The organism is Aquitalea pelogenes, from assembly GCF_041914625.1.
GTDB classification, from domain to species: domain Bacteria; phylum Pseudomonadota; class Gammaproteobacteria; order Burkholderiales; family Chromobacteriaceae; genus Aquitalea; species Aquitalea pelogenes.
In genome coordinates this window covers 66,832-85,160 of the sequence record NZ_JAYSDA010000008.1, presented here as the reverse complement: position 1 = coordinate 85,160, position 18,329 = coordinate 66,832, and the positions used below count along the sequence as shown (strand labels likewise).

Below are 18,329 nucleotides of genomic sequence, written 5' to 3'. Positions count from 1 at the left end.
GACAGGCATGACAATATAATCCCCAGTAAGCGGCATCAGGTTAATAGCTTGCTGCCAGCTCGCTTGAAATCAAGAAAATGGTGGACGTAAAAATCCCGCAGGCATACTAATCAACTGGCCCGTCATGGGCATTTGCTTTAGAATCCCTGCTGAATAAATGGGGAAAAAGTGTGTGTCTGACCACGCTTTGCCAGGTTTCTGGCAGAACATTGTCAACACGGGTCAAACACTTTGCTAGTCTGAAATTGCTCAGGCTCCTCAGCGGCTTTTCCTGCTCATTTCAGTTTGGGGCAGCGGGCAGGAAATCAAGTCGCCACGGTTTGTCACGTTCTAAGTTAGCAACCTTGGAGAAAACCCTAAATGGAAACGCAATCCACTTATAACTATAAGGTGGTGCGCCAGTTTGCCATCATGACCGTAGTATGGGGCATTGTAGGCATGCTGGTGGGCGTCATCATTGCGGCCCAATTGGTGTGGCCGGAGCTCAATTTTGGGCCCTGGTTCCACTTTGGCCGCTTGCGCCCGCTGCACACCAACGCCGTGATTTTTGCCTTTGGCGGCAGCGGCCTGTTTGCCACCTCTTACTACGTCGTGCAGCGCACCTGTAACGTACGACTCATTTCGGACAAGTTGGCCGCCTTCACCTTCTGGATGTGGCAGCTGATCATTGTCCTCGCTGCCATCACCCTGCCGCTGGGTATCACCTTCGGCAAGGAATACGCCGAACTGGAATGGCCGATCAAGCTGATGATCGCCGTGACCTGGGTGGTATATGCCATCGTGTTCTTCGGCACCATCGCCATCCGCAAGGTTAAACACATCTATGTAGCCAACTGGTTCTACGGTGCGTTCATCCTGGCAGTTGCCCTGCTGCACATCGTCAACAGCGCCTTTGTACCGGTTTCCCTGACCAAGTCCTACTCCGTGTACGCCGGTGCCGTGGATGCCATGGTGCAATGGTGGTATGGCCACAATGCCGTGGGCTTCTTCCTGACCGCCGCCTTCCTGGGCATGATGTACTACTTCGTGCCGAAGCAAGCTGGTCGTCCGGTTTACTCCTATCGCCTGTCGGTGGTTCACTTCTGGGCCCTGATCTTCACCTATATGTGGGCTGGTCCTCACCACCTGCACTACACTGCCCTGCCTGACTGGACCCAGTCGCTGGGTATGGTGTTCTCGCTGGTGCTGCTGGCTCCGAGCTGGGGTGGCATGATCAACGGCATCATGACCCTGTCCGGCGCATGGCACAAACTGCGTACCGACCCGGTTCTGAAGTTCCTGGTGGTTTCCCTGTCCTTCTACGGTATGTCCACCTTCGAAGGCCCGATGATGTCCATCAAGTCCGTGAATGCCCTGTCGCACTACACTGACTGGACCATCGGTCACGTGCACTCCGGTGCTCTGGGCTGGGTTGGCTTCATCACCATCGGTTCCATGTACTACCTGCTGCCGCGCCTGTTCGGCCGTGAGTCCATGCACAGCACCAAGCTGATCGAAGCTCACTTCTGGCTGGCTACTGTTGGTGTGGTTCTGTACATCGCCGCACTGTGGATCTCCGGTGTGACCCAGGGCCTGATGTGGCGTGCCCTGAATGCCGACGGCACCCTGACTTATGCCTTTGTGGAAGCCGTGAAAGCAACCTACCCCTACCACTTCGTGCGTTTCCTGGGTGGTACGCTGTACCTGACCGGTATGCTGCTGATGGCTTACAACACCTTCCGCACCGTTGCCAGTGGCAAGGCTGTTGACGCCAAGATCCCGGCTGTCAACGCATCGGCTCACGCTTAAGCGGATAAAGGTAGAAGAACATGGAAAAGATCCAGAAACTGATTGAAGAGCACGTGGGTTACCTCATCGTGTTCACCCTGATCGTGATCAGCTTTGCCGGCCTGGTGGAAATCCTGCCGCTGGCATTCCAGAAGTCCACCACGCAGCCTGTTGCCGGCGTCAAGCCCTATACCGCGCTGCAACTGGCTGGTCGCGACATTTACATCCGTGAAGGCTGCTACAACTGCCACTCCCAGATGATTCGTCCGTTCCGCGCCGAAACCGAGCGTTATGGTCACTACTCCGTTGCGGGTGAGTCGGTTTACGACCATCCCTTCCAGTGGGGTTCCAAGCGTACCGGTCCGGACCTGGCCCGTGTAGGCGGTCGTTATTCCGACGAATGGCACCGTGTCCACCTGACCAATCCGCGTGACGTGGTTCCGGAATCCAACATGCCTGCTTTCCCGTGGCTGTCGAAGAACCTGGCCGATGCCGAAATCATGCCGAAGAAAATGGAAGCCCTGCGCGCTGTAGGTGTTCCCTATACCGACAAGGATATCGCCGAAGCCAAGGCTCAGGTGGAAGGCAAGTCGGAAATGGATGCCCTGATTGCATATCTGCAGGGCTTGGGTCTCGCACTGAAGAATGTTCGCTAAGTCATGGACTGGGTAACGATTGGGCGTTCTGCCTTCACCGTGATGTGCTTCACCTTCTTTATTCTGGTGTTGTTCATCGCCTATAGCAGACGCTCAAAGAACCGGTACGATGAAGCGGCCAATGTGCCCTTTCTCGACGACGACAAGGTGCAGGAGGCCGACAACCATGAGTCGGCTTCTAACGGAGCAAAACAATGAGTGATTTCGTAAGCGATTTCTGGGGCATCTGGATCACGGCCATCGTGGTTGCAGGTTTTGTTGGGCTGTCCCTGCTGTTGTTCACCCAATCCAAGACTACGGTCAAGAAGGGTGAGCAGGTTGAAACCATGGGTCACGTATGGGATGGCGACCTCGAAGAATACAACCACCCGCTGCCGCGCTGGTGGATGCTGATGTTCTACATCACGCTGATCTTCGGTGCCTGCTATCTGGTGCTCTACCCTGGCCTTGGCAAGTGGCAAGGTATCCGTGGCTGGACTTCCGTAGGTCAGTACAAGGAAGAACGTGCCCAGGCGGAAGCCAAGTACCAGCCGCTGTATGACAAGTACCTGAAGGAAGACCTGAAGCAGGTTGCTGCCGATCCCAAGGCACAGGAAATGGGCAAGCGCCTGTTCCAGACCTACTGCGTACAGTGCCACGGCTCTGACGCACGCGGTGCCAAGGGCTTCCCGAACCTGACCGACAACGACTGGCTGTGGGGTGGCGATCCGAAAACCATCGAAACCACCATTCAGGGTGGTCGTCATGGTCAGATGCCGGCCTGGGGTTCGGTACTGGGCGAAGAGAAGGTCAAGGACGTTGCCAACTACGTGATGTCGCTGTCCGGCAAGAAGCATGATGCCGAACGTGCAACACGCGGCAAGGAAACCTTCACCACCATCTGCGCGGCCTGCCACGGTCCGGACGGCAAGGGTAACCAGCAACTGGGTGCACCGAACCTGACTGACAACATCTGGCTGTATGGCGGTACTGAAAAGACCATCATCGAGACCATCACTAATGGTCGCAACAACCAGATGCCGGCCTGGAAGGACTTCCTGGGCGACGGCAAGGTTCACCTGCTGGCAGCCTACGTGTGGGGCTTGTCCAATAACGCCAAGGCGCAGTAAGCCTTAGCCAACATACTGCCCGCGCAAGCGGGCAGTATGCTTTACATCAAACACTATACTGATTCATATAATATAATTACTTGCAAGATGCTTGTGCAAAGTCCATCACCCAGGTGTACTTTGCGAAATCCTCTTCAGGAAAACACCATGTCTGATTCGTTAAAAGATATCCCGGTCAAAGTAGAACACACCCCCCCCTCTCCCAAACCCGGTTCCGAAACCGTGTCCTTGTACGAGGCACAGAAGAAGATCTACCCGCGCAGCGTCAAGGGCATCTTCAATAACTGGCGTATTCTGTTTGTCCTGGGTACTCAGCTGGTTTTCCTCGGCTTGCCCTGGCTGACCTGGAACGGCCGGCAAGCGGTGTTTTTCGACATGGTCAACCGCAAGTTCTTCATTTTCGGGCTGACCATCTGGCCGCAGGACTTTGTCTATCTGGCGGCACTGCTGATGAGCTGTGCATTTGGCCTGTTTGTATGGACCACCATTGCCGGCCGCCTGTGGTGTGGTTATTCCTGTCCGCAAACGGTCTACACCGAAGTCATGCTGTGGATCGAACAGCTGGTGGAAGGCGACCGCAACAAGCGCATCAAGCTGGACAAGGAGCCGATGAGCTTGCGCAAGGCGCGGCTGAAACTGACCAAGCACGGCCTGATGATCGTGTTCTGTCTGTGGACCGGTTTCTCGCTGGTCGGCTATTTCACGCCGATCCGCGATCTGGTCAAGGCGATGCCGACTTTTGACTACGGCCCGTGGGAAAGCTTCTGGATTTTCTTCTACGCCGGTTTTACCTACCTGCTGGCTGGCTTCATGCGCGAACAGGTATGCAAATACATGTGCCCGTATGCCCGCTTCCAGAGCGTGATGTTTGATGCCGACACCCTGATCATTTCTTACGATGAAGCACGTGGCGAACCGCGCGGCGCACGCAAGAAAGGCGTGGACTTCAAGGAACAGGGCCTGGGTTCCTGCGTCAACTGTGGCATCTGTGTACAGGTTTGCCCGGTAGGCATTGATATCCGTAACGGCCTGCAATACGAATGCATCGGCTGTGCCGCCTGTATCGACGCCTGTGATGAAGTGATGGACAAGGTGGGCTATCCGCGTGGGCTGATCCGCTACACCACGGAAAATGCGCTGGAAGGCAAGTATCCGGAAAGCGAAATCATCAAGCATCTGCGCCGCCCGCGGGTGATCATGTATACCGTGGTGCTGCTGATTGTACTGGGTGCCGCACTGGGTTCGCTGGCGATGCGCAAGCCGTTCAAGGTGGACATCCTGCGTGATCGCGCCTCGCTGGTGAAGGAAACCGACGCAGGCATGCTGGAAAATGCCTACACCATCAAGATCATCAACACCACAGAACGCGATCAGGAGTTTAAAATCTCGGTGGACGGCATGCCTGATCTGAAACTGGAAACAGACAGCAAGCAGATCAAGGTCAAGGCAACCGAAACCGAAAGCTTTGGCGTGCGCGTTCAAGCCGACCCGCAAGTAGCCACCAAGGGCAGTCACGAGATCCACTTCAAGGTGGAAACCGTCAGCACCCCGGTACTGCATGTGGAAGAAAAATCCAGCTTCATCGGAGAGTAAGTCATGCAACTGGACACCCCCGTATCCCGCCCCTGGTATAAAGAACCCTGGGTGTGGTTTCTGATCAGCTTTCCGCTCGCCGCAGTCATCGTGGGCAGCTGCTACATCACCACCGCGCTGAAGACCGATGATGGCCTGGTGACGGACGACTATTACAACAAGGGCAAGGCCATCAATATGGAATTGCGCCGCAACACCGCAGCTGCAGCGCTGGGCATTACCGCCCAGGTCATGCTCAGCAGCGATGGTCATACCGTCACGGTCAACACCACCAGCAAGCAGCCTTTGCCGGACACGCTGAGCCTGAAGCTGGTACATCCGGCACAGGACGACTATGACGTGACGGCCGACCTGCGCAAGCTGGCGGCCAATCAGTACAGCGGCAACTTCAACAAGGAACTGGTGAAGGCCAACCACTGGTATGTGCAGCTGGAAGACAAAGGCAACCAGTGGCGCGTGCAGGGTGAATGGAAGCCGGAACAAGGCCCGGTGATCATGCTGGGTCAACCCAAGCTGGAGGCTGTGGACTGATGCACCTGCACCTGCGTAGCACTGCCCTTCTTGCACTGGCACTCGGCCTGACAGGCTGCGCCAGCCAGGCGTATCAGCCGCAGTACCTGAACGGCAAGGTGGCGCTGGCCACTGCAGCCAACCTGCCACTGGCCACCACGCTGGTACGGGTTCGCCTGCTGGATGATGGCAAACAGGCTGACGCACCGGCCCGTTTGCTGGCCGAACAGACTCTGGAAAAACCCAAGGCCTTCCCGGTGAGCTACTCGCTGTGCTACGACAAGCAGGCCATTCAGGCCAGCGGCAGCTACAGCGTGCAGGCCCAGGTGTATGTGGATGGTGAACTGCGCCTGCAGAACACCAGCCGTATCAATGCCTTCGGCACGGAAGCGGCCGTAATTCCGGTCGAGCTGATCAAGTAAGACAGTCCACCGTAAACACAAAAAAATGGCTGCCCGATGGCAGCCATTTTCATTGCAACAAGCCTCAGGCCAAGGGCTTGAGACGGGCGGTGAAGTGCCGCAGGATGGGCGGCTCGTATTCAAAGCCAAGGCCGGTGATACTGGCAGCCCGCGCCTTCACTTCGATCAGGCAATCGGCAATATAGTCCATGTGGTCGTTGGTATAGACCCGGCGCGGAATGGTCAGCCGCAGCAATTCCAGCGGCGACGGTTCCTGTTCGCCGGTCTGCGGATTGCGCCCCAGCAGCAGGGAGCCGATTTCCACGCCGCGCACCCCGCCTTCCAGATAGAGCGCGCAAGCCAGCGCATGCGCAGGGAACTGCTCGGCAGGAATATGCGGCAACAGGCGCTTGGCATCGACAAACACGGCATGTCCGCCCGTCGGATACTGGATGGGAACGCCACCGGCACGCAAACGCTCGCCCAGATACTCCACCTGGCTGATACGGTAGGTCAGATAGGCCGGATCCAGCCCTTCTTTCAGGCCGATAGCCAGGGCCTCCATATCACGTCCGGCCAGGCCGCCATAGGTCACAAAGCCTTCCATCGGCACACAACGTACCTGTACCGCACGGAAAAGATCGACATCCTCCTTGAAGCAGCACAGGCCGCCAATATTCACCAGGCCGTCCTTCTTGGCGGACATGGTCAGCATGTCGCCGTGACTGAACATTTCCAGCACGATTTCTTCAATGCTGTGTTTGGCGTAATCCGGGTCGCGCTGCTGGATGAACCAGGCATTTTCGGCAAAGCGGGCAGCATCGATGATCACCGGAATACCATGCTGACGTGCCAGCTGGCTGGCAGCACGGATATTGGGCAGGGACACCGGCTGTCCGCCTGCGCTGTTGCAGGTGATGGTGATGATGAGACCAGCCACGTTCTGGGCACCGGCACTGGCAATCACATCATCCAGCCGCTCCAGATCGAAATCACCCTTCCAGTCATAAGCCACCTCGGTATCCAGCGCCTTGGGCGTCAGCACATTGATGGCACGTGCACCGGCGATCTCGACGTGTGCCTTGGTGGTGTCGAAGTGATAGTTGGAGATGAATACCGGCTGATCGCCACGGCAGCGTTTCACCAGTTCCGGGAACAGGATCTGCTCTGCACCACGCCCCTGATGGGTGGGAATCGTGTGTTCGTAGGCAAACAGCTGCTTGACCGTATCCGCCAGATGAAAATAGTTGCGGCTACCGGCATAGGCTTCGTCCCCCATCATCAGGCCTGCCCACTGGCGGTCGGACATGGCACCAGTGCCACTGTCGGTCAGCAGGTCGATGTAGACATCTTCACCACGCAGCAAGAAGGGGTTCCAGCCCGCTTCTGCCAGCGCCTGCTGGCGGTATTCCGGGGTGGTTTGCTTGATGGGTTCCACCATTTTGATGCGGAACGGTTCAGGAATGCGTCGTGCCATGCGTAATACTCCCTTTGCTCTGGCCAGCGGGCAGGCGAGCAGCAGCCGTCTCAGGCGCAGATCAGCCAGGCGCGACAAAGCCAGAGATGTGATTCAGATAGAAAAAAATGAATGCAGCAGAATGCAGCCGGGAACCGGCTAGCAGGGGAGATCAGCGACGGGGAAAGTCGTAGGCCAGCACGATGTCGAGGGTAAACCAGTTTTTGGGCAGGCTACCATGGTTGGCAGCCGTCCGGGTCAAGCTTGCCAACGTGTTCATGTGAAACACCTTAGTAAAAATCATTGCCGGATGGCGCGGCCAGATTACCTCTTGGCAGTTTTCATCGCAAGAAAATTGTCAACCATCCATCCAGACAGTCAATCCAGTGTGACCGTGATGCCACGCCAACACAGCACCACCCTCTCCCGGCACAGCTTTCCATGTCCTTGTGTCAGCACCATCAGCACAGCTCTGCCTTTAGTCTGTCAGCCCCGGTTCCACCATGTACGCGGCTGTAGCGTTTTGCGCGATTTACCACAGCCCGGCGGTGAAAACCATCGTCTTCAAACCAACAAACAACAGGAAAATTCCCTTTCCATTGAAATACTTGCCGCATGTCAAACCATGAATATCAATTTTCTCTTATACTGCACAACATGCTAAATATTCAGCACAAACACTCCACAGAGAGTGATTAAGTCGCTACTATCGCCGCCTGCTTGAAATAGCAAGCAATAAAATATCACAACAAGCCATCGACAGATGGCATCCCAAGCTGCACAAGGAATGTCTATGACCACCCAATCCCATCCCAAAGGGCTGTATCTGCTCTTTGTCACCGAGATGTGGGAGCGCTTCAGCTACTACGGCATGCGCGCCATTTTTGTCCTGTTCATGATCAAGGCCCTGATGTTTGACAAGGCACACGCCGCTGACATCTATGGCAGCTACACCGGTCTGGTTTATCTCACACCCCTGATTGGCGGCTACATTGCAGACCGCTACTGGGGGAATCGCCGCTCCATCATGACCGGCGGCGTCCTGATGGCGTGTGGCCAGTTCCTGCTGTTCTGTTCCGGCAGCCTGCATGCCAGCAATGTGCCGCTGGCTTCCAGCTTGCTGTATGCCGGCCTTGGCCTGCTGATTGCTGGCAATGGCCTGTTCAAGCCCAATATTTCCTCCATGGTGGGTCAGCTGTATGCACCGGACGACAAACGGGTGGATTCGGCCTTTACCATTTTCTACATGGGCATCAATGCCGGCTCGCTGATCGCCCCGCTCATTTGCGGCACCCTGGGTGATACCGGCAATCCGGATGACTTCAAATGGGGCTTCCTGGCCGCTGGCTGCGGCATGCTGTTCAGCCTGCTGGTCTTCAGCCTGTTCAAGCACAAATATCTGGTGACCCCGGAGGGCAAGCCCATCGGGCTGGCACCGCAGCGCCATCACGCCAGTGGTGAAAAGGTGGTCCATGCGCCGCTGACGCGGGTGGAAAAGGAACGCCTGGCGGTCATCCTGATTGTCTCGGCCTTTGTGATCTTCTTCTGGTCAGCCTTCGAGCAGGCCGGTGCCTCGCTGACCTTCTTTGCCGAAGAGCAGACCAACCGCAATTTGCTGGGCTTTACCGTTCCAGCCTCCTACTTCCAGTCCGTCAATCCGATTTCGGTGGTCATTTTTGCCCCGCTGTTTGCCATGCTGTGGACCTGGCTTGGCAAGCAAGGCCGCGAGCCGGCCTCGCCGGTAAAGATGGCACTGGGCCTGTTGTTCCTGGCCATTGGCTATCTGGTCATCGCATTCGGGGTGGATGGGCTGGAACCTGGCGTCAAGGTCAGCATGCTGTGGCTGGTCAGCCTGTATGTGCTGCACACCTTCGGTGAGCTGTGTCTGTCGCCAATCGGCCTGTCGCTGGTGGTAAAGCTGTCACCGGCACGCTTTACCAGCCTGATGATGGGCATCTGGTTCCTGTCCAATGCCGCAGCCAACAAACTGGCTGGCACCCTGTCCGAGCTGTACCCGGACCCGGCCAAGCCCGCCCCGCATCTGTTGGGTTACGCCATCAACAATCTGCATGACTTCTTCATGGTGTTTGTGGTGATGGCCGGCATTGGCGCACTGATCCTGTTCCTGCTGTCCAGCAAACTGAAAAAGATGATGCACGGCCTGCAATAAGCCAGCGCACCCTGCCAGAGTCAAGCGCCGCCCAAGGGCAGCGTTTTGCATGGCGCCTGGCGGGTGCTTAAGACTAAAACAAGGCTGGCATGGTAAGCTGTGCGGGTTTTTTTCGACTTTGCCCAGCCGCCCAAAGCGTGCTCACCGGACTTCATGAAACCGTCCTCCCACACACAATGGCAACGCCTTGCCGTTTATGTTCTGGCCGCTTTGCTGCTGATTCGTCTGCTGGCAATGTGGGCCATTCCGCTGACCGACACCACCGAAGCCCGCTATGCGGAAATTGCCCGCAAGATGCTGGAAACCGGCAACTGGGTCACCTTGTGGCACGACTATGGCATTCCATTCTGGGCCAAGCCGCCGCTGTCCACCTGGACTTCCGCCGCCAGCATGGGCCTGTTCGGCGTCAATCCGCTGGCGGCCCGACTGCCCGCCTTGCTGCTGTCCATCGCAGTGCTGTGGCTGGTGGCCGATGCCGCCCGGCAACGGCTGGGACGTGAAGCCGGGCTGGCTGCAGCACTGATTCTGGCTGGCAGCCTGCTGTTTTTCGCAGCAGCAGGCACGGTGATGACCGACCCGTCGCTGATGTTCTGCGTCGCCTTGTCCCAGTTGTCGTTCTGGCATGCCATGCAGGGGCGCGGCACTCGCTGGGGCTATCTGTTTTTTGCCGGACTGGGGCTTGGCCTGCTGGCCAAGGGGCCGCTGACAATTGTGCTGGTCGGCATGCCGATTTTCTTCTGGGTATTGCTGCGCAATGGCTGGAAAGCCATGTGGCAACGCCTGCCATGGATCAGCGGCAGCCTGCTGATGCTGGCCATCGCCCTGCCCTGGTATCTGCTGGCGGAATACCGCACGCCAGGCTTCCTCAATTACTTCATCATGGGCGAGCATGTCAGCCGTTTCCTCGACCCGGGCTGGAAGGGTGACAAATACGGCTATGCCCATGCCACCCCGCGCGGCATGATCTGGCTGTATTGGCTGGGGGCGATTTTCCCCTGGTCGCTGGCCATGCTGGTCTGGCTGGGTCGTCATGGCAAAAACATGCTGAAGCGCACTGCCGAAACCGATGGCTGGCGCTTGTATGTCTTGCTGTGGAGCCTGATGACGCTGCTGTTTTTCACCATTTCCGGCAACATCATCTTCCCTTATCCGCTGCCCATGCTGCCGGGTTGTGCCTTGCTGTTTGCCACCTTGTGGCAGGGCTGCCGCCAGCCGCAGCAAGGCAGCAGCCTGCCCTGGCTTGCCATGGTGTCCGGCGTATTGTTGCTGCTGGCCGTTGCACTGCAATGGACGCAGGGGCAGCGTTACTTCCGCACGCAACAGCTGGTGATTGCTGCCTGGCAACAACAGCAACCGGCAGCCGGCAGCACGCTGGTTTTCTGGGACAGCCGCCGCGAGTTCTCCGCCGAGTTCTATAGCCAAGGCAAGGTCAAGACCACGCAACAGCCGCAGGTACTGCGCCAGTTGCTGGCAGAAGGTCACAGCCATTTCATTGTTACCGAGCAGCGCGACCTGCCCAGCCTGCCTGCCGATATCAAGCAGCGCTTCAAGCCGATTGCCAGCTTTACGGTGATGAAGGACCAGATGCTGCTGCTGCGCGAACAAGCCAGCGGATCAACGCCATGAATAACAAGGAGACGCCGATGACCACTACGCCACCTAGCGCCTTCGTCCCACCATTCCTCTTGCAACAACGGGCGGCTGCACGACCGGCCGACCCGCTGGTCAGCTGCATTTTGCCGGCCTACAACGAGAGCGAAAACATTGTCCCCATGTTGCAAACCCTGCATGGCTTGCTGACCGAAGCAGGGTTTCGCCACGAGCTGATCGTGGTGGATGACGGCAGCCGCGACAACACGGTGGAACAGGTCATGAGCCAGATCGACCATCTGCCGGTGACGCTGATCCAGCTGTCGCGCAATTTTGGCAAGGAACTGGCACTGACTGCCGGCATCGACCACGCCCACGGTGATGTGGCCGTGCTGATCGATAGCGACTTCCAGCATCCGCCGGCCATGGTGCCGGAATTCCTGCGCCAGTGGCGTGCCGGCTACGACATGGTGTACAGCGTGCGCTCCAGTCGCGATACGGAAACCCTGGGCAAACGCCTGTTCACCCGCGTGTTCTATACCCTGCTCAACAGCGGTGCACGCCACAAGATTCCGGAAAACACCCAAGACTTCCGCGTGATGGACCGCTGTGTACTGGACGCGCTGCGCCAGATGCCGGAGCGCAACCGCTTCATGAAAGGCCTGTACAACTGGGTGGGCTTTACCCAGCTACCGGTGGAAACCCATACCGAAGAGCGCCGGGCGGGCAAAAGCAGCTTCAACTTCTTCAGCCTGCTGAACCTGGGGCTGACCGGCCTCACCGCGTTTTCCAATGTGCCCCTGCGCATGTGGACGCTGATTGGCAGCGCCATCTCGCTGGCGTCCATCCTGTATGCTTCGTGGGAACTGCTGCACACCCTGCTGTTCGGCAACGACCAGCCCGGCTGGCCCACCCTGGCGGTGGCCGTGTCTTTTCTGGGTGGGGTACAGCTGCTGTCCATCGGCATTCTCGGCGAATACATCGGCCGGATTTTCAGCGAAGTGAAGCAGCGCCCGATTTACCTGATCAGCCGCGTAAGCCGCAGCGAGCAGGATCAGCAATGAACCGTGAGCTGCTGTGGTTCGGCATCATCGGCGTCAGTGCCATGCTGGTGCATTTTCTGCTGGTGGCAGTGATTCTGGTGCCAGTGGGCCTGCCGCCCTTGCTGGCCAATATCCTGGCTTTCCTGCTGGCATTCCAGGTGAGCTACTGGGGGCATCGGCACAAGACATTCGAGGCCGCCCACGTACCGCACCGTCAGGCGCTGCCACGCTTTTTCATGGTGGCCTGCCTGAGCTTTGCGCTGAATGAAGCCATGTATTTCGTGCTGCTGCGCTTCACCCCGCTGGATTACCGTCTGTCCCTGCTGATCGTGCTGGCCACGGTGGCTGTGTTCACCTTTGTCTTCAGCAAGTTGTGGGCCTTTGCCGACAAGGAGCAAGCTGCATGACGCCGCGCCGTCTGACCCTGTGTGCTGATGACTATGCTCAATCGCCCGCCATCAGCCAGGGCATTGTTGCGCTGCTGCAGACAGGTCGGCTGTCCGCCACCAGCGTGATGACACAGTCCCCGCACTGGCCCGCACTGGCAGCCCCTTTGCGCGAGCTGGCACAACAAGCCGACATCGGCCTGCATTTCAATCTCACTCACGACTTTGCCAATGGACCGCAGCTGATCAAGCCCTTGTCGCACTGGCTACTGCTCAGCCAGTTGCGCAGTCTGTCTCGCACCGCCTTGCGCGACAGCCTGCTGCGACAGATCGACCAGTTCAGCCAGCAGCTGGGGCGCTTGCCGGACTTCATCGACGGCCACCAGCATGTGCATGCGCTGCCGGTGGTGCGCGACGCCCTGTTCGACGCCATCGCCCTGCGCTGGACTGCAAACAGCAAACCCTATCTGCGCGCGCCGGAGCGTCTGGGTCACCCGGGTGACAGCCGTCCGAAAGCGCTGGTGTTGCAACAGGTATGCCGTGGTTTTGCCTCTGCTGCCGAGCAAAAAGGCCTGCACTGCAATCAGTGGTTTGCCGGCCTGTATGCCTTACAGCCGGAAGCCGGTTTTACCGGTCTGATGCGGCAATGGCTGCACAGCTGCCCTGATGGCGGGCTGATGATGTGTCACCCCGGCCTGCCGGCCAGCGATGCCAGCGACCCGATTGCCGCTGCGCGCGCGGTGGAATATCAGCATCTTTCCAGTCAGGCCTTTGCCGACGATTGCCTGCAGGCTGGAATAACACTGGGAAGGTTCCAACACTAGATTTTCGGCCAGGCCAGCGCCCACGGTGCGCTGGCTTCGCGTTGCAGGCAGGTGTGCAGTGCCTCGCTCACAAACTCGGCTCCATGGTCTGGCGGACAGACAAAACTGAAAGCCTCGCCATCCAGCATGAAGCGCAAGGCATAGGCATGCAGATAGGCCCGGTCTGCCGGGCTGCCACCATACAGGACATCGCCCAGAATCGGGGCGGATTGCGACTTCATCGCCACGCGCAGCTGGTGCGTCTTGCCACTGTGTGGCCGCAACAGAAACAGGCGCAAGCCCGGCTGTACCGAGAAGCTGAAGAACTGGGTAATGGCCGGATTCTGCACGGCAGGAAGCAAGCGCCATGCGCCGCCCCGGCCCTTTTCCATATCGCCCTTGATCAGGCCCTGCTTCTTTTGCGGTTTGCGGTCCGACAGCGCCAGATAGTATTTCTCCACCGCATGGTCGGCAAAGGCGCTGCCAAACTGGCTGGCCACCTGACTGGAACGGGCCAGCAGAATCAGGCCGGAAGTCACCCGGTCCAGGCGGTGGACCGGCCATACTGCGTCGTCTCTCAAACCCGCACGCACCGCGTCCAGCAAGCCGTCTTCCTCCCCTTCGCGGTGAAAACTCACACCGGCATGCTTGTTGATCAGATAAAAGCGCGGGTCGCTGTACAGCAGGCTAAACATGGGATGACACCTGGAGGAATGAGCAAGGCGGCGATTCTACGCCTTCAGCACGGATCGCTGGTTTTTTGCTGTGCTTCCATGCGCAATTTCTTGCGGATTTCCGCATCACGGAAGCGCTTTTTCTGTTCATCCGTTTCCAGGCTCAAGGGCGGCACGGCCACTGCCTTGCCGTTTTCAAACGCCACCATGGTGAAATAGCAGCTATTGGTATGGCGCACCGAGCGCTGCTGGATGTCTTCTGCCACCACCTTGATGCCGATTTCCATCGAGGTGCGCCCCACATGGTTCACGCTGGCCATGAAGGTCACCAGCTCGCCCACATGGATGGGCTGCTTGAACAACACCTGATCCACCGACAAGGTCACCACATAGCAGCCGGCATAGCGGCTGGCACAGGCATAGGCCACCTGGTCCAACAGTTTCAGCAGCACGCCGCCATGGACATTGCCGGAGAAGTTGGCCATATCCGGCATCATCAATACCGACATCACCAGTTCACGCTGGTTTTCCTGATTTACCTGTTGTTGCATGCTGTGGATTTCCTGAAATTCATCATGGCCGCAAGGCGCTGCGGCCTGCTGCGGCAAGAATGCGCATCCGGCCGATAAGGCCAGAGAACGCGAACAGGCCTCATTCTGCCGCAGTCCTCGCAGGCTGTCGCGGGCGATCCGGCCACAGCGCTTGCCGCGGCACCTGCCCACAGTGCGTCTCTGCCAGCCACGAAAGTTGCAATTGCAAGAATAGCTGTTTGCATTCAATGCATTAAGGCAAGCACTGCACTAGAATGAAGTGAATCCGGATCATGCGGATCATGAGTCTATCGTCCATCAATGCCAGCTCAGGCTATGGCATCAGCACACTGTCGCAACACGGGCCCAATTGCACCTGTGCGGCTTGCACTGCTGCGCGCATGGCGTCGATTGCCACGCCAGTGCCGGGCGTAAGCACCCCTTCCCCTTCTGCCATTTACCAGGGCAGTACCCTCACTCCGGACCAACAAAAGCAACTGGATGAACTGCGCGCGCGTGATAGCGATGTCCGCCAGCACGAGCAGGCGCATATGGCAGCGGGTGGCGCACTGGTCAGCGGTGGTGCCAATTACAGTTATCAGGAAGGGCCGGACGGCAAGCAATATGCCATCGGCGGGGAAGTCAGCATCCGGCTGGCCAGCGGGCAAAACCCGCAGGAAACCCTGGCCAATGCCAGACAGGTAGCTGCTGCCGCCCTGGCACCAGTAGACCCATCCGGGCAGGACCGCGCCGTTGCAGCCGAAGCTGAGCAGATGGCGCGCGAAGCACAAAGCCAGATCGACAAGCAGCAAGAGCAGCAACTGCAGGCTGCACAGAACAACCCAGCCATCGCCACCACCAAGGCCATTTTTGCTGCCTTGAGCGGCAAGCCGGACAGCAGCAAGGGCAGCAGCATCGATACCTTTGCCTGATTCGCCCCATCCCCGCGCGACAAAAAAAATGGGCTGACCGGATAGGGTCAGCCCGAACAACGCTCGTTTTGGGAGGACAACAAGAGGAGAGACACCACACACCACTCCCGATGGCATGGGCTTACTACAGAGAAATCTTCAATCCGGCCCGCATCACACAAACCAGGCAATCAGTGGGGCGGCAAACACCGTGGCAATGCCACCCAGCATCATGGTCAGGCTGGCCACCACACCTTCTTCGGCACCCAGCTCGTTGGCCTTGGCAGTACCGGCACCATGTGCGGCAGCACCCAGCAAAGCCCCCTTGGCCAGTCGTGAACGCAAGGGCAACAACATCAGCATCAGTTCACCCAGCAACATGCCGGCCACACCGGTAATCACCACAAACACCGCGGTCAGGTCCGGCGGAGCACCAATGCTCGATGCCGTGGCCATGGCAAACGGTGTACTGATGGACCGTGGCGCCAGGCTTTTCTGCAACAGCTCGGACAAACCGAAAGCGCGGGCCAGCCATACCGAACTCATCACGGCCACCGGCATGGCAACCAGCACCCCGCAGCTCAGCGACAGCGCATGCTTGCGTATCACCTGGCGCTGCTCGTAAATCGGAATGGCAAATGCCACCGTTGCCGGGCCAAGCAACCAGCTCAGCCAGTGCGTATCCTGAAAGTAGGTGTGGTAAGGAATATGCCCCACCACTACCGCACCAATCACCAGCAAGGGAACCGCCAACAACGGTGCGGTCCACCAGTTACCCGTGCGGCGATACAGCTTCTTTGCCAGCCAGTACAACACCAGCGTCAACACCAGACAGCCAAATGCCAGCAGGTTTTCCATCTCACAACACTCCATGCTGTCGTTTGCGACGTTTCAGCATGATTTCGAATTTGTAGCCTGCATCCACCACCAGCGAAGTCACGGTCATCACCAGTACGGTAGACAACAGGATCACCAGCACAATGCGCAGGCCGATGCTGCCCATCAGTTGCGGGTACTGCACCACGGCAACAGTAGCCGGAATGAAAAACAGCAACATTTCGGCCAACAGCCAGCGAGCCCCGCTCTTGCACCAGGCCAGCGGCAACCAGCCCAGGGCCAGTGCAGCCAGCACCAGGAACATGCCCAGCACACCAGCCGGTATTTCCGGCACATAGGCATGGCTCAGGCGACTGGCCAGCAGCCACACCAGGCAGAGCATCAGCACTTGCAATACAGTGGCCAGGCTTTGCTTTACGGCAGGGTCGGACAGGCGTTTCATGGTGCGCTCGCTCCATCAGCAGCAACGAGTACCGAGTATAGTCGCGCCCATTTCATTCAAAAAATGAATTAAAATTATCTGACTCATTCTTAAATGGAATTGATCATGGACATTCGTGCCTTGCGTTACTTTGTGGAAGTGGTGAAACGTCACAGCTTTACCAAGGCTGCCGATGCACTGTTTGTCACCCAGCCCACCATCAGCAAAATGGTGAAGCAGCTGGAAGAAGAACTGGGCACGCCGCTGATCATCCGGGAAGGCCGCAGCTTCCGGCTGAGTGATGCCGGCAAGGTGGCGTTCGAGCGCGGCATGGATGTGCTGTCCGCCATGAACCAGCTGAAAAACGAACTGAATGACCTGGCCGGCCTCACCCGCGGTGAGCTGGTGGTTGGTCTGCCGCCCATGGTAGGGGTGGCGTTTTTCGCCCCGGTAGTGGGTGCCTTTCGCGAACGCTACCCTGGCATCGAGCTGAAGATGGTGGAAGACGGTGCACTGGCCATTGAAAACAGCGTGCGCAGTGGTGAGCTGGAAATCGGCGTTGCCGTACTGCCGGTGGACAACAGTTTCTTTCAGCAATTTGCCGTGGTGCGCGACCCGCTGTGCCTGATTGCACCGGCCAGTTCGCCATGGCATGGACGCTCGTCCATTACGCTGCCGGAAATTGCCGATCAGAACTTTGTGCTGTACCCGGAAGACTTCACCCTGTCCAGCCGCATCAGCCACGCCTTCCGTGAAATGGGCAAGCCACTGAACATTGTCGGGCGCAGCGCACACTGGGATTTCATTGTCGAACTGGTGAATGCGCGTCTGGGCGTCACCCTGCTACCCCGTTCGGTGGTGGAGCGGCTGGACCGGAAGGAATACGACGTGATTCCGGTTTCCAACCCCTGGCTGATCTGGCATCTGGCCTTGATCTGGCAGCAAGGCGGCTATCTGTCCCATGCGGCCCGCGCCTGGATCGCCGTCACGCAGGATGTACTGGGAGGATTGCAATGAAACGCCATGGACTGGCAGGACTGCTCACGCTATTGCTTTGCCTGTGGCTGACAGGCTGCGGCACCTTTGGACTGAAAAAACCGCAAGTCAGCCTGGTGGATATCCGCCCGGCGGCATCTACCCTGCTGGAGCAGAATTTCGACCTTACCCTGCGTTTGCAGAACCCCAACAGCGTGCCATTGCGTGCCGGCGGGCTCAGTTTTGACCTGAGCGTAGCCGGCCAGCACATGGCCAGCGGGGTAAGCAATCAGGCCATCAATGTGGCCGCGCTGGGCGAAAGCGAAATCAAGGTCAGGGTGCATACCTCGCTGGGCAGCTGGCTGAAGCAGCTGGGCAAGGCATTGCAGGGCGATGGCAGGCTGGAATACCAGCTGCAAGGCCGGCTGGAGGACTTGCAAGGCATCGCCAGCCTGCCGTTCAGCAGTAATGGGGAATGGAAGCTGCCATAAACAGGC

Annotated in this window: 20 protein-coding genes; 15 read left to right on the top strand and 5 right to left on the bottom strand. The window is 58.2% G+C overall.

The window, feature by feature from the left end:
* Positions 1-360: 360 nt before the first annotated feature.
* The 7 genes from ccoN (at position 361) to ACE3SE_RS08685 (ending at position 6,057) form a co-directional block, all read left to right on the top strand.
* Positions 361-1,788, top strand: a complete 1,428-nt coding sequence (gene ccoN, locus ACE3SE_RS08715) for a cytochrome-c oxidase, cbb3-type subunit I (RefSeq protein WP_374554666.1) — start codon at positions 361-363, stop codon at positions 1,786-1,788.
* 20 nt (positions 1,789-1,808) lie between these two features.
* Positions 1,809-2,423, top strand: a complete 615-nt coding sequence (gene ccoO, locus ACE3SE_RS08710) for a cytochrome-c oxidase, cbb3-type subunit II (RefSeq protein ID WP_045845632.1) — start codon at positions 1,809-1,811, stop codon at positions 2,421-2,423.
* Positions 2,424-2,426: 3 nt separating this feature from the next.
* Positions 2,427-2,621: a cbb3-type cytochrome oxidase subunit 3 gene (locus tag ACE3SE_RS08705; protein WP_045845631.1), complete on the top strand. Its 195-nt coding sequence runs from the start codon at positions 2,427-2,429 to the stop codon at positions 2,619-2,621.
* Positions 2,618-3,532: a cytochrome-c oxidase, cbb3-type subunit III gene (gene ccoP, locus ACE3SE_RS08700; protein ID WP_374554664.1), complete on the top strand. Its 915-nt coding sequence runs from the start codon at positions 2,618-2,620 to the stop codon at positions 3,530-3,532. The genes ACE3SE_RS08705 and ccoP overlap by 4 nt, the downstream gene beginning before the upstream one ends.
* A 147-nt stretch (positions 3,533-3,679) precedes the next feature.
* Positions 3,680-5,125, top strand: a complete 1,446-nt coding sequence (ccoG, locus tag ACE3SE_RS08695; RefSeq protein WP_131355431.1) for a cytochrome c oxidase accessory protein CcoG — start codon at positions 3,680-3,682, stop codon at positions 5,123-5,125.
* A gap of 3 nt (positions 5,126-5,128) precedes the next feature.
* On the top strand, positions 5,129-5,656 hold the full coding sequence (locus tag ACE3SE_RS08690; protein ID WP_045845628.1) for a FixH family protein: 528 nt from the start codon (positions 5,129-5,131) through the stop codon (positions 5,654-5,656).
* On the top strand, positions 5,656-6,057 hold the full coding sequence (locus ACE3SE_RS08685) for a YbaY family lipoprotein (protein WP_045845627.1): 402 nt from the start codon (positions 5,656-5,658) through the stop codon (positions 6,055-6,057). The genes ACE3SE_RS08690 and ACE3SE_RS08685 overlap by 1 nt, the downstream gene beginning before the upstream one ends.
* 64 nt (positions 6,058-6,121) lie before the next feature.
* On the opposite strand, the gene ACE3SE_RS08680 is transcribed toward ACE3SE_RS08685, so the two are convergent.
* The gene (locus tag ACE3SE_RS08680) at positions 6,122-7,513 is read right to left on the bottom strand and encodes a tryptophanase (protein ID WP_374554661.1); all 1,392 of its coding nucleotides are present in this window, start codon (positions 7,511-7,513) and stop codon (positions 6,122-6,124) included.
* A 772-nt stretch (positions 7,514-8,285) separates the two neighbouring features.
* Between ACE3SE_RS08680 and ACE3SE_RS08675 the strand changes: the two genes are divergently transcribed.
* The 5 genes from ACE3SE_RS08675 (at position 8,286) to ACE3SE_RS08655 (ending at position 13,505) form a co-directional block, all read left to right on the top strand.
* On the top strand, positions 8,286-9,662 hold the full coding sequence (locus ACE3SE_RS08675) for a peptide MFS transporter (protein ID WP_374554659.1): 1,377 nt from the start codon (positions 8,286-8,288) through the stop codon (positions 9,660-9,662).
* A gap of 153 nt (positions 9,663-9,815) precedes the next feature.
* The gene (locus tag ACE3SE_RS08670) at positions 9,816-11,288 is read left to right on the top strand and encodes an ArnT family glycosyltransferase (protein ID WP_374554657.1); all 1,473 of its coding nucleotides are present in this window, start codon (positions 9,816-9,818) and stop codon (positions 11,286-11,288) included.
* A complete protein-coding gene (locus tag ACE3SE_RS08665) occupies positions 11,285-12,316 on the top strand; it encodes a glycosyltransferase family 2 protein (protein ID WP_374554655.1) in 1,032 nt (343 codons plus the stop codon). Before ACE3SE_RS08670 ends, ACE3SE_RS08665 begins: the two co-directional genes overlap by 4 nt.
* Positions 12,313-12,702 (top strand): GtrA family protein, encoded by a 390-nt coding sequence (locus tag ACE3SE_RS08660; RefSeq protein WP_374554653.1) that lies wholly within the window; start codon positions 12,313-12,315, stop codon positions 12,700-12,702. The genes ACE3SE_RS08665 and ACE3SE_RS08660 overlap by 4 nt, the downstream gene beginning before the upstream one ends.
* Positions 12,699-13,505 carry a ChbG/HpnK family deacetylase gene (locus ACE3SE_RS08655; RefSeq protein ID WP_374554651.1) on the top strand — a complete coding sequence of 269 codons (807 nt, stop codon included), beginning with the start codon at positions 12,699-12,701 and terminating at the stop codon, positions 13,503-13,505. The genes ACE3SE_RS08660 and ACE3SE_RS08655 overlap by 4 nt, the downstream gene beginning before the upstream one ends.
* Here the strand turns inward: ACE3SE_RS08655 and ACE3SE_RS08650 are convergent.
* Positions 13,502-14,179, bottom strand: coding sequence for a TIGR01621 family pseudouridine synthase (locus tag ACE3SE_RS08650; RefSeq protein ID WP_045845622.1), 678 nt, complete (start codon positions 14,177-14,179; stop codon positions 13,502-13,504). The two genes, ACE3SE_RS08655 and ACE3SE_RS08650, sit on opposite strands and share 4 nt — an antisense overlap.
* 44 nt (positions 14,180-14,223) lie before the next feature.
* On the bottom strand, positions 14,224-14,709 hold the full coding sequence (locus tag ACE3SE_RS08645) for an acyl-CoA thioesterase (RefSeq protein ID WP_045845740.1): 486 nt from the start codon (positions 14,707-14,709) through the stop codon (positions 14,224-14,226).
* A gap of 281 nt (positions 14,710-14,990) precedes the next feature.
* On the opposite strand from ACE3SE_RS08645, the gene ACE3SE_RS08640 reads away from it, so the two are divergent.
* Positions 14,991-15,620 (top strand): putative metalloprotease CJM1_0395 family protein, encoded by a 630-nt coding sequence (locus ACE3SE_RS08640; protein WP_374554649.1) that lies wholly within the window; start codon positions 14,991-14,993, stop codon positions 15,618-15,620.
* A 153-nt stretch (positions 15,621-15,773) separates the two neighbouring features.
* On the opposite strand, the gene ACE3SE_RS08635 is transcribed toward ACE3SE_RS08640, so the two are convergent.
* Positions 15,774-16,457 carry an LrgB family protein gene (locus tag ACE3SE_RS08635; protein WP_233160536.1) on the bottom strand — a complete coding sequence of 228 codons (684 nt, stop codon included), beginning with the start codon at positions 16,455-16,457 and terminating at the stop codon, positions 15,774-15,776.
* A gap of 1 nt (position 16,458) precedes the next feature.
* Entirely contained in the window at positions 16,459-16,878 is a 420-nt protein-coding gene (locus ACE3SE_RS08630) for a CidA/LrgA family protein (protein WP_045845620.1), read from the bottom strand.
* 105 nt (positions 16,879-16,983) lie between these two features.
* On the opposite strand from ACE3SE_RS08630, the gene ACE3SE_RS08625 reads away from it, so the two are divergent.
* Positions 16,984-17,874, top strand: a complete 891-nt coding sequence (locus ACE3SE_RS08625) for a LysR family transcriptional regulator (RefSeq protein ID WP_374554646.1) — start codon at positions 16,984-16,986, stop codon at positions 17,872-17,874.
* On the top strand, positions 17,871-18,323 hold the full coding sequence (locus ACE3SE_RS08620; protein ID WP_045845619.1) for an LEA type 2 family protein: 453 nt from the start codon (positions 17,871-17,873) through the stop codon (positions 18,321-18,323). Before ACE3SE_RS08625 ends, ACE3SE_RS08620 begins: the two co-directional genes overlap by 4 nt.
* Positions 18,324-18,329 lie beyond the last annotated feature (6 nt).

Coding starts and splice junctions, on each gene's coding strand:
- ccoN (WP_374554666.1), top strand. CDS start 361: ATGGAAACGCAATCCACTTATAACTATAAGGTGGTGCGCCAGTTTGCC.
- ccoO (WP_045845632.1), top strand. CDS start 1,809: ATGGAAAAGATCCAGAAACTGATTGAAGAGCACGTGGGTTACCTCATC.
- ACE3SE_RS08705 (WP_045845631.1), top strand. CDS start 2,427: ATGGACTGGGTAACGATTGGGCGTTCTGCCTTCACCGTGATGTGCTTC.
- ccoP (WP_374554664.1), top strand. CDS start 2,618: ATGAGTGATTTCGTAAGCGATTTCTGGGGCATCTGGATCACGGCCATC.
- ccoG (WP_131355431.1), top strand. CDS start 3,680: ATGTCTGATTCGTTAAAAGATATCCCGGTCAAAGTAGAACACACCCCC.
- ACE3SE_RS08690 (WP_045845628.1), top strand. CDS start 5,129: ATGCAACTGGACACCCCCGTATCCCGCCCCTGGTATAAAGAACCCTGG.
- ACE3SE_RS08685 (WP_045845627.1), top strand. CDS start 5,656: ATGCACCTGCACCTGCGTAGCACTGCCCTTCTTGCACTGGCACTCGGC.
- ACE3SE_RS08680 (WP_374554661.1), bottom strand. CDS start 7,513: ATGGCACGACGCATTCCTGAACCGTTCCGCATCAAAATGGTGGAACCC.
- ACE3SE_RS08675 (WP_374554659.1), top strand. CDS start 8,286: ATGACCACCCAATCCCATCCCAAAGGGCTGTATCTGCTCTTTGTCACC.
- ACE3SE_RS08670 (WP_374554657.1), top strand. CDS start 9,816: ATGAAACCGTCCTCCCACACACAATGGCAACGCCTTGCCGTTTATGTT.
- ACE3SE_RS08665 (WP_374554655.1), top strand. CDS start 11,285: ATGAATAACAAGGAGACGCCGATGACCACTACGCCACCTAGCGCCTTC.
- ACE3SE_RS08660 (WP_374554653.1), top strand. CDS start 12,313: ATGAACCGTGAGCTGCTGTGGTTCGGCATCATCGGCGTCAGTGCCATG.
- ACE3SE_RS08655 (WP_374554651.1), top strand. CDS start 12,699: ATGACGCCGCGCCGTCTGACCCTGTGTGCTGATGACTATGCTCAATCG.
- ACE3SE_RS08650 (WP_045845622.1), bottom strand. CDS start 14,179: ATGTTTAGCCTGCTGTACAGCGACCCGCGCTTTTATCTGATCAACAAG.
- ACE3SE_RS08645 (WP_045845740.1), bottom strand. CDS start 14,709: ATGCAACAACAGGTAAATCAGGAAAACCAGCGTGAACTGGTGATGTCG.
- ACE3SE_RS08640 (WP_374554649.1), top strand. CDS start 14,991: ATGAGTCTATCGTCCATCAATGCCAGCTCAGGCTATGGCATCAGCACA.
- ACE3SE_RS08635 (WP_233160536.1), bottom strand. CDS start 16,457: ATGGAAAACCTGCTGGCATTTGGCTGTCTGGTGTTGACGCTGGTGTTG.
- ACE3SE_RS08630 (WP_045845620.1), bottom strand. CDS start 16,878: ATGAAACGCCTGTCCGACCCTGCCGTAAAGCAAAGCCTGGCCACTGTA.
- ACE3SE_RS08625 (WP_374554646.1), top strand. CDS start 16,984: ATGGACATTCGTGCCTTGCGTTACTTTGTGGAAGTGGTGAAACGTCAC.
- ACE3SE_RS08620 (WP_045845619.1), top strand. CDS start 17,871: ATGAAACGCCATGGACTGGCAGGACTGCTCACGCTATTGCTTTGCCTG.